This is a genomic window from Streptomyces katrae (assembly GCF_000966975.1).
GTDB lineage: Bacteria > Actinomycetota > Actinomycetes > Streptomycetales > Streptomycetaceae > Streptomyces > Streptomyces katrae.
In genome coordinates this window covers 57,220-66,364 of the sequence record NZ_JZWV01000003.1, presented here as the reverse complement: position 1 = coordinate 66,364, position 9,145 = coordinate 57,220, and the positions used below count along the sequence as shown (strand labels likewise).

Below are 9,145 nucleotides of genomic sequence, written 5' to 3'. Positions count from 1 at the left end.
AGCAGCACCGCCGCCCCGTACCGGCCCGCCAACTCCCGTACGGCGCCCAGCCGCCCGGCCTCCACCGCCTCCCGCGGCGCCCCCAGCAGCGCCGCCGCCTCCCCCGCGTGCGGGGTCAGCAGCGTCGCGGCCCGGCGCCCCCGCACCACCTCGGCGTCCAGCCCGCGCAGCCCGTCGGCGTCGACCAGCACCGGCACGTCGGCGTCCGCAAGGGCCCGCCCGACCTCCGCCTCGCGCCCCGCGCCCAGCCCCGGACCGACCACCCAGGACTGCACCCGGCCCCGGCCCACCAGCACCTCGGGGAAACGCGCCAGCACGGCCTCCGCCGCCGGCCCCACGTACCGCACCGCGCCCGCACCGCCCCGCAGGGCCCCCGCCACGGCGAGCACCGCCGCGCCCGGGTACTGCTCCGACCCGGCGACGACCCCGACGACGCCCCGCCGGTACTTGTCGCTCGACGCCGTCGGCACCGGCAGCAGCCGCGCCACGTCGGCGTGTTGCAGCGCCTCCATCGCGACGGCGCGGTCCCCGAAGTCCAGCCCGATGTCCACCAGCCGCACCGCGCCCACCCGCGAAGCCCCCGGATCGGTCAGCAGCCCCGGCTTGTACGCGCCGAAGGTCACCGTCACGTCGGCCGTCACCGCCGGGCCGGACACCTCCCCGGTGTCCGCGTCCACCCCGCTCGGCAGGTCCACCGCGACCACCACCGCCCCGGCCGGGATCCGCTCCGCCAGCGCCGCCGCGGCCGGCCGCAGCCCGCCGCGGCCGCCGATCCCGAGCAGCCCGTCCACGACCAGGTCGGCCCGCCGCGGCACCGAGTCCCCGACCCGTCCCCCGGCGGCCCGCAGCGCGGCCAGCCCGCCCGGGTGCATCCGTTCGGGGTCCATCGGGACCGCGGTCACCCCGGCCCCGCGCCGCGCCAGCCGCGCGCCCGCGTACAGGGCGTCGCCGCCGTTGTCGCCGGGCCCGACCAGCAGCACCACACGGGCCCCGTAGACCCGTCCCCGGATCCCGGCCAGCAGCTCCGCGCACACGGCGGCCAGCCCGGCCGCGGCCCGCGCCATCAGGGCGCCCTCCGGCAGACGGGCCATCAGCTCGCGCTCGGCGGCCCGTACGGTCTCCACGCTGTAAGCAGTACGCATGCCACCAGCGTGCCGTACACGGCGGGCGTCAGCCCTCGGCGATCACCACCGCCGACGCGATCCCGGCGTCATGGCTCAGCGAGATGTGCCAGGACTTCACCCCGAGGGCCCGCGCCCGGGCCTCGACGGTGCCGGACACCCGCAGCCGGGGCTGCCCGCTGTCCTCGACGTACACCTCGGCGTCCGTCCACAGCAGGCCGCCGGGCGCGCCCAGTGCCTTGGCCAGGGCCTCCTTCGCCGCGAACCGGGCGGCGAGCGAGGCGACTCCGCGCCGCTCGCCGCTCGGCAGCGTCAACTCGGTGTGGAGGAAGAGCCGCTCCGCCATCTGCGGTGTCCGCTCCAGCGCCGCGCCGAACCGGGCGATCTCGGCCACGTCAATCCCCACACCGACAATCACAGCAACTACCCCTACTGCTCGCTCACTCCACGGTCACCACTGCGTCCCATTGTCGGCGACCCGCTCCGTGCGCTCCGCTCACTCCACGGTCACCGACTTCGCGAGGTTACGCGGCTGGTCCACCTCGTTGCCGCGCGCGGTGGCCAGCTCGCACGCGAACACCTGGAGCGGGACCGTAGCCACCAGCGGCTGCAGCAGCGTCGGGGTCGCCGGGATGCGGATCAGGTGGTCGGCGTACGGCACGACCGCGTCGTCGCCCTCCTCCGCGATGACGATGGTCCGCGCCCCCCGCGCCCGGATCTCCTGGATGTTCGAGACGATCTTGTCGTGCAGGACGGAACGGCCGCGCGGCGACGGGACGACGACCACCACCGGCAGGTCCTCCTCGATCAGCGCGATCGGCCCGTGCTTGAGCTCGCCCGCCGCGAAGCCCTCGGCGTGCATGTACGCCAGCTCCTTGAGCTTGAGCGCGCCCTCCAGCGCCACCGGGTACCCGACGTGCCGGCCGAGGAACAGCACGGTGTCCTTGTCGGCCAGCGAACGCGCCAGGGCCCGGACCGGCTCCATCGTCTCCAGGACCCGGTCGACGGCCGCCGCGATGTCCGACAGCTCCCGGATCACCGTCTCGATCTCGTCGCCCCACTTGGTCCCGCGCACCTGGCCCAGGTACAGGGCGACGAGGTAGCAGGCCACCAGCTGGGTCAGGAACGCCTTGGTCGAGGCGACGGCCACCTCCGGCCCGGCGTGCGTGTACAGCACGGCGTCCGACTCGCGCGGGATGGTCGACCCGTTCGTATTGCAGACGGCCAGCACCCGGGCACCCTGCTCGCGGGCATGGCGCAGGGCCATCAGGGTGTCCATGGTCTCGCCGGACTGCGAGATCGCGATCACCAGCGTCCGCTGGTCCAGGATCGGGTCGCGGTAGCGGAACTCGCTGGCCAGCTCGGTCTCGCACGGGATGCGGGTCCAGTGCTCGATGGCCAGCTTCGCGATCATGCCCGCGTGGTAGGCGGTACCGCACGCCACGATCACGACCTTGTCGACCTCACGGAGCACCGAGGCGGGGATGCGCACCTCGTCGAGGGTCAGCAGACCGCTCGCGTCGATCCTGCCCAGGAGGGTGTCGGCGACAGCCTTCGGCTGCTCGGCGATCTCCTTGAGCATGAAGTAGTCATAACCCCCCTTCTCGGCCGCCGAGGCGTCCCAGTCCACGTGGTAGGCCCGCACGGTCGCGGGCGAACCGTCGAAACCGGTCACCGAGACCCCGTCGCGGCGGAGCTCGACGACCTGGTCCTGCCCCAGCTCGATCGCGGACCGGGTGTGGGCGATGAACGCGGCCACGTCCGAGGCGAGGAAGTTCTCACCCTCCCCAACGCCCACCACCAGGGGGGAGTTCCGGCGTGCGCCGACCACCACGCCGGGCTCGTCGGCGTGCACCGCGACCAGGGTGAACGCCCCTTCGAGCCGCCGGCACACCTGCCGCATCGCCTCCGCCAGCCCGGCCCCCGCCCCGAAGTGCTCGGCCAGCAGGTGCGCGACGACCTCGGTGTCCGTCTCGGACTCCAGCCGGTGCCCGCGCTCGGCCAGTTCGGCGCGCAGGGCCGCGAAGTTCTCGATGATGCCGTTGTGGACGACGGCCACCCGGCCGGAGTTGTCCAGGTGCGGGTGGGCGTTGACGTCGGTGGGGCCGCCGTGGGTCGCCCACCGGGTGTGCCCCAGGCCCGTGGAACCCGGCGGCAGCGGCTGCGCCACCAGCTCCTTCTCCAGGTTGACGAGTTTCCCGGCCTTCTTGGCACTGGCGAGCCCGCCGTCCGCGAGGACGGCGACCCCGGCCGAGTCGTAGCCGCGGTACTCCAGCCGCTTCAGTCCGGCGATGACCACATCGAGCGCCGACTGCGCTCCCACGTATCCCACAATTCCGCACATAGGGCGCAGGGTACGCCTGAGTTGGGCCGCTGTCGGGTACCCGAACAGGACGAAAACCCCGCTCCGGCGAATCCACCGGAGCGGGGTTCACACCGGTCCGGCCCCTGCCGGACCGTCAGCCCAGCTTCCTGACCTGTGCCTCGATCGCGGGAGCCGCCAGCTGCGCCTCGCCGGACAGCCTGCTCGCGTGGAAGTTCACGAGCGTGCCACCCTTGCGGACCACCATCAGCTCCGTCTGGTACGGCTCCCCGTCGCGCTCCGCCTCGACGGTGTAGGCCAGCGCCTCGTCACCGCCGTACGCGGCGTGCGGGACGACCCGGGTCACGGTGAAGGTCTCCCCGTTCACCGTCGCCGCGTAGCCGCCCTCACAGGCCCGCCCCGCCGCCTGCACCTCGGCGAAGTGCCCGTGGGCGGCCTCCGCGGCGTACGAGCCGAGGGTCACCACCGTCACCGTGGAGCTGGCGGCGTCCAGCGCGGCCGCCCTCTTCTGCCCCTCCGACGCGTCGTCCGGCAGCGCCGACGCCACCGCGACCACCGAGGCCCTGGCCCAGCCGGTCCGCCCCGCCGGCAGGAACCCCTCGACGGCGCGGGCCAGGTCCCGGCACTCGGGCCGGTCCACGCCCGCAGGGGCGCTGTCGTGGGCCTCCGGGGTGACCTTGTGGTCCAGCAGGTCCCCCTGGGCGACCAGCAGGCGCTCCGGGGCCTCCTGCGGCCGGCCCTTCTGCGCGGGACCCGCCTGCCGCCCCTTGCGGGCGGGACCGTCGGCCGGGTCGGACACCGGCAGCTCGGCCGCCGGCCCGCCCTCCTCCACCACGATCACGGTGGGCCGGCCGGCTCCGCATCCGGTGGCCAGCACGGCCAGTGCCAGCCCCGAGACGGCTCCGGCGGCCGCGCGCCGCGCGCGCCCGGCTCTCATACGAGCTTCTTGGACTGAGCCTCGACGACCGCCTTGGGCGGCTGCGGGGCGTCACCGAGCAGGCTCAGCACCTCGAAGGTGGCCAGGACATCACCCTTGCGGACGAACACGAACTGCACGTTCGTCTTCTGGCCGTCCCCCATGCCCAGCACCAGCCGGAAGGCCAGCGACTCGTCCCCGGCCGGGTCCTGGGGGACGGGCAGCACCTGCTCGACCCTGACGGCCTTGGGCCCGCCGAAGGCCGTGTAGCCGCCCGCGCAGGCCGTGACGGCGCCCTTGACCGCCGCGAAGGCCTCTTCGGCGCCCTTGCCGGCGTAGGAGTCCAGGAAGACGGTGGTCCCCTTCCTCCCCGCGCTCTGGCGCAGCGCGTCGAGCTTCTCGTCCTCGCTCGCGTCGGCGGGGGCCGGTTCGGGCTTCCCGAGGACGGCGACGCCGGCGGTGCCCCCCACCTTGCCGAGCGGCATGCGCGCCTGCGCCCGGACGAGCGGTTCGCAGGCCGCCTTGTCGGTCTCGGCCTTCTGCTCCGGACCGGTCTTCCGGAACTTCTCCTCCACCGTGTACTCCGGCAGGTCCGCGGGGGCGACCAGCATCCTGGTCAGGGCCGCCGCCGACTTCGCCGTACCCCCCGGCGCGGCCTCGGTGCGCACCTCCCCGCTCCCCCCGCCGGCCGCGGCGGAGCCCCCCGAGTCGCATGCGGTGGCCAGCAGGCACAAGGAAACGGCGGCCGCTGCCAGGACGCCGCGGCGGACGGACGTGGTACCCACGTGAAAGCTCTCCCCCATGAAGCAGATCACCGCGGGACGCCGGTCAACGTCGCGGTGACGAACAATGTACGACTTGCTCGATCACGTGACCGGTGTTAATGGCACATCCGCGGGATCTTCCTGGTCACACCGGGAAATCGTGATCGGCACGAGACAGGACGGGCTTCCGATCGAGACCCGCTCGGCCGCCGCCGCGCCACCTGGGCGTTCCCGCCGCCCGGCCCGCCACGTGACCGACCCCACCACCCACGAGGGCCCCCGAGCCCCGACAATGGGCGGTGTGATCACATCGCCGACGCGCTGTACGCCGGAGCACGCAACGGAGCGTCCCGGTCCCCGCCGGGTGCCCGAGCCCTCGCCCTACGTCGACCTCACGCGGGCCGAGTGGAGCGCCCTGCGCGAGCGGACCCCGCTGCCGCTGACGGCGGAGGAGGTCGAGCGGCTGCGCGGCCTCGGCGACGTCATCGACCTCGACGAGGTGCGGGACGTCTACCTCCCGCTCTCCCGGCTGCTCAACCTGTACGTCGGCGCCACCAGCAACCTGCGCGGCACCCTGAACACCTTCCTCGGTGACGCGGGCGGCAACGGGCACGGGGCCCAGCAGGGCACCCCGTTCGTCATAGGCGTCGCCGGCTCGGTCGCCGTCGGCAAGTCCACCGTGGCCCGTCTCCTCCAGGCCCTCCTGGCCCGCTGGCCCGAGCACCCGCGCGTCGAGCGGGTCACCACCGACGGGTTCCTCTACCCGATGAAGGAGCTCCAGCGCCGCGGCCTGACCTCCCGCAAGGGCTTCCCAGAGTCCTACGACCGCCGGGCGCTCACCAAGTTCGTCGCCGACATCAAGGCCGGCAAGGACGAGGTCACCGCCCCGGTGTACTCGCACCTGATCTACGACATCGTCCCGGACGAGCGGCTCGTCGTGCGCCGCCCGGACATCCTCATCGTCGAGGGGCTCAACGTCCTGCAGCCGGCCCTGCCCGGCAAGGACGGCCGCACCCGGGTCGGCCTCGCCGACTACTTCGACTTCAGCGTGTACGTGGACGCCCGCCCCGAGGACATCGAGCGCTGGTACCTCAACCGCTTCCGGAAGCTGCGCGAGACCGCGTTCCAGAACCCGTTCTCCTACTTCCGCAAGTACACCCAGGTCTCGGAGGAGGAGGCGCTGGAGTACGCGCAGACGATGTGGCGGACCATCAACAAGCCCAACCTGCTGGAGAACGTGGCCCCCACGCGCGGCCGCGCCACCCTCGTCGTCCGCAAGGGCCCCGACCACAAGGTCACGAAGCTGAGCCTGCGCAAGCTCTGAAAACACCGCCGCGGCCGCTGCGGGGCAGTAGTCCCCGAGCGGCCGCGGCCGGCCATGTCCTAGCCGAGGGCCGACTTCACCGCGTCGGCGAGCCGCCCGGCGACCGCGCGGGCCTGCTCGATGTCGGCGGCCTCCACCATCACCCGTACGAGGGGCTCGGTGCCCGAGGGGCGCAGCAGCACCCGTCCGGTGGACCCGAGCTCCCGCTCCGCCTCGGTGACGGCCGCCGCCAGCTCGGCGGAGGTGGAGACGCGGGACTTGTCGACGTCCTTGACGTTGATCAGGACCTGCGGCAGCCGGGTCATGACCCCGGCGAGGTCGGCCAGGGAGCGGCCGGTGGCGGCGACCCGGGCGGCCAGCATGAGGCCGGTGAGGGTGCCGTCGCCGGTGGTGGCGTGGTCGAGGATGATCACGTGGCCGGACTGCTCGCCGCCCAGCGCGTACCCGTGCTCCTTCATCGACTCCAGGACGTACCGGTCGCCGACGGCGGTCTGGACGAGCTGGACGCCCTCGGCCTCCATGGCCAGCTTGAAGCCCAGGTTCGACATGACGGTGGCGACGACGGTGTTCTCGCGCAGCTGCCCGGCCTCGCGCATGGCGAGGGCGAGCACCGCGAGGATCTGGTCGCCGTCGATCTCGTTGCCGTCGGCGTCCACGGCGAGGCAGCGGTCGGCGTCCCCGTCGTGGGCGATGCCGAGGGCCGCCCCGTGCTCGACCACGGCGCTCTTGAGCAGGTCGAGGTGGGTGGAGCCGCAGCCGTCGTTGATGTTCAGGCCGTCGGGCTCGGCGCCGATGGTGACGATCTCGGCGCCCGCCCGGGTGAAGGCCTCCGGGGAGACGCGGGCGGCCGCGCCGTGGGCCTCGTCCAGGACGATCTTCAGGCCGTCGAGGCGGTTGGGCAGGACGCCGATCAGGTGGGCGACGTACTTGTCGAAGCCCTCGTCGTAGTCCGAGACCCGGCCGACGCCGGAGCCGGTGGGCCGGTCCCAGGGAGCGCCGGTGCGGTGCTCCTCGTAGACGGCCTCGATCTTGTCCTCGAGCTCGTCGGCGAGTTTGTGGCCGCCGCGCGCGAAGAACTTGATGCCGTTGTCGGGCATGGCGTTGTGGCTCGCGGAGAGCATCACGCCGAGGTCGGCGCCCAGCGCACCGGTGAGATACGCCACCGCGGGGGTGGGCAGCACACCGACGCGCAGGACGTCCACGCCGGCGCTGGCGAGGCCCGCGACGACCGCGGCCTCCAGGAACTCGCCCGATGCGCGGGGGTCACGGCCGACCACGGCCGTGGGGCGGTGGCCCGCGAAGGTGCCCGCCTCGGCCAGTACGTGCGCGGCCGCCACGGAGAGGCCGAGCGCGAGCTCAGCCGTCAGATCCGCGTTGGCGACGCCTCGTACACCGTCCGTCCCGAAGAGTCGTCCCACTGTTGTCCTCCCGAGTTCACGCTTCGCTTGGTGACCGCTAGTGACAGTTGTTTGCCGCTTTTGGCGGTAAACGAACCGCCCCGACAGCACAGAGAGTGCTGCCGGGGCGGTTTCGTTGCTGAACAGCAGGCGCAGATTAACGCTTGCTGTACTGCGGAGCCTTACGGGCCTTCTTGAGACCGGCCTTCTTGCGCTCGACCGCACGGTCGTCGCGGGAGAGGAAGCCGGCCTTCTTCAGCGCCGGGCGGTTGTTGTCCACGTCCGCCTCGTTCAGCGCGCGGGCCACGCCGAGGCGCAGGGCGCCGGCCTGACCAGAGACGCCGCCACCCGAGATGCGGGCGATGACGTCGTAGCGGCCGTCAAGCTCGAGGAGCTTGAAGGGCTCGTTGACTTCCTGCTGGTGCACCTTGTTGGGGAAGTAGTCCTCAAGGGTGCGACCGTTGATCTTCCACTTGCCGGTGCCCGGAACGATCCGGACGCGGGCGATGGCGTTCTTGCGACGGCCCAGGCCGGCGGCCGGCTGGGGGTCGCCGAAGCGACCGGCAAGGGACTCGGAGGTGTAGTCGCCCTCGACGACGACGTCCGACTCGGTGGTGTACTCCTCGACGCCCTCGAACTCGTCGACGGGGGTCTCAGCGGTGGTCTCGGCCACGATGCTCCTCAGAATTCTCTGTGTTTAGGGGGTGGCCGGAACTACTGCGCGACCTGGGTGATCTCGAACGGCACCGGCTGCTGGGCAGCGTGCGGGTGCTGGTCGCCCGAGTAGACCTTCAGCTTCGAGAGCATCTGACGGCCCAGGGAGTTCTTGGGGAGCATGCCCTTGACGGCCTTCTCGACGGCCTTCTCCGGGTTGTTCGCCAGCAGGTCGTCGTAACGCACGGAGCGCAGACCGCCCGGGAAGCCGGAGTGGCGGTAGGCCATCTTCTGGGAGGCCTTGTTGCCGGACAGGTGGACCTTGTCGGCGTTGATGACGATGACGAAGTCGCCCATGTCCATGTGGGGGGCGTAGGTCGGCTTGTGCTTGCCCTTGAGGAGGGCAGCGGCCTGGGTCGCCAGACGGCCGAGGACGACGTCCTGGGCGTCGATGACGAGCCACTGGCGCGAGATGTCGCCGGGCTTGGGGCTGTACGTACGCACGCGTATGCCTTCGCTTCTTCAGTGGTGGGTCATCCCATAGGGCGCTGGCCCTGAGGGAAGGGTCCTGACAGGGTCACCACGGACGATCACGACAGCCCTCGTTCACATCGGGGACGCACCCGAGTGAAAACCGCTGGTCATC

General features: G+C 72.5%; 9 protein-coding genes. 1 reads left to right on the top strand and 8 read right to left on the bottom strand.

Annotation, left to right across the window (positions count from 1 at the left end; all coding sequences use genetic code 11):
* The 5 genes from VR44_RS00475 to VR44_RS00455 all read right to left on the bottom strand — a co-directional run.
* Positions 1-1,142: NAD(P)H-hydrate epimerase (locus tag VR44_RS00475; RefSeq protein ID WP_045945306.1), on the bottom strand; the 1,142-nt coding region annotated here is incomplete at its 3' end.
* A 28-nt stretch (positions 1,143-1,170) separates the two neighbouring features.
* On the bottom strand, positions 1,171-1,539 hold the full coding sequence (locus tag VR44_RS00470; RefSeq protein WP_045945303.1) for a holo-ACP synthase: 369 nt from the start codon (positions 1,537-1,539) through the stop codon (positions 1,171-1,173).
* 78 nt (positions 1,540-1,617) lie between these two features.
* Complete coding sequence (gene glmS, locus VR44_RS00465; RefSeq protein WP_045945302.1) at positions 1,618-3,465, bottom strand: glutamine--fructose-6-phosphate transaminase (isomerizing); 1,848 nt, start codon at positions 3,463-3,465, stop codon at positions 1,618-1,620.
* A 115-nt stretch (positions 3,466-3,580) separates the two neighbouring features.
* Positions 3,581-4,381 (bottom strand): hypothetical protein, encoded by an 801-nt coding sequence (locus tag VR44_RS00460; RefSeq protein ID WP_045945301.1) that lies wholly within the window; start codon positions 4,379-4,381, stop codon positions 3,581-3,583.
* Entirely contained in the window at positions 4,378-5,145 is a 768-nt protein-coding gene (locus tag VR44_RS00455) for a hypothetical protein (RefSeq protein ID WP_045945300.1), read from the bottom strand. Before VR44_RS00455 ends, VR44_RS00460 begins: the two co-directional genes overlap by 4 nt.
* A gap of 280 nt (positions 5,146-5,425) precedes the next feature.
* Here VR44_RS00455 and coaA point away from each other — a divergent pair, with 280 nt between their 5' ends.
* Entirely contained in the window at positions 5,426-6,448 is a 1,023-nt protein-coding gene (gene coaA, locus VR44_RS00450; protein ID WP_045945305.1) for a type I pantothenate kinase, read from the top strand.
* Between the two features lie 59 nt (positions 6,449-6,507).
* Here coaA and glmM read toward each other — a convergent pair whose 3' ends face one another.
* The 3 genes from glmM to rplM all read right to left on the bottom strand — a co-directional run bounded on the left by glmM (position 6,508) and on the right by rplM (position 9,003).
* Positions 6,508-7,866 carry a phosphoglucosamine mutase gene (gene glmM, locus VR44_RS00445; protein WP_045945299.1) on the bottom strand — a complete coding sequence of 453 codons (1,359 nt, stop codon included), beginning with the start codon at positions 7,864-7,866 and terminating at the stop codon, positions 6,508-6,510.
* A 136-nt stretch (positions 7,867-8,002) separates the two neighbouring features.
* The gene (rpsI, locus tag VR44_RS00440) at positions 8,003-8,518 is read right to left on the bottom strand and encodes a 30S ribosomal protein S9 (protein WP_045945298.1); all 516 of its coding nucleotides are present in this window, start codon (positions 8,516-8,518) and stop codon (positions 8,003-8,005) included.
* Between the two features lie 41 nt (positions 8,519-8,559).
* Entirely contained in the window at positions 8,560-9,003 is a 444-nt protein-coding gene (gene rplM / locus VR44_RS00435) for a 50S ribosomal protein L13 (protein ID WP_045945297.1), read from the bottom strand.
* Positions 9,004-9,145 lie beyond the last annotated feature (142 nt).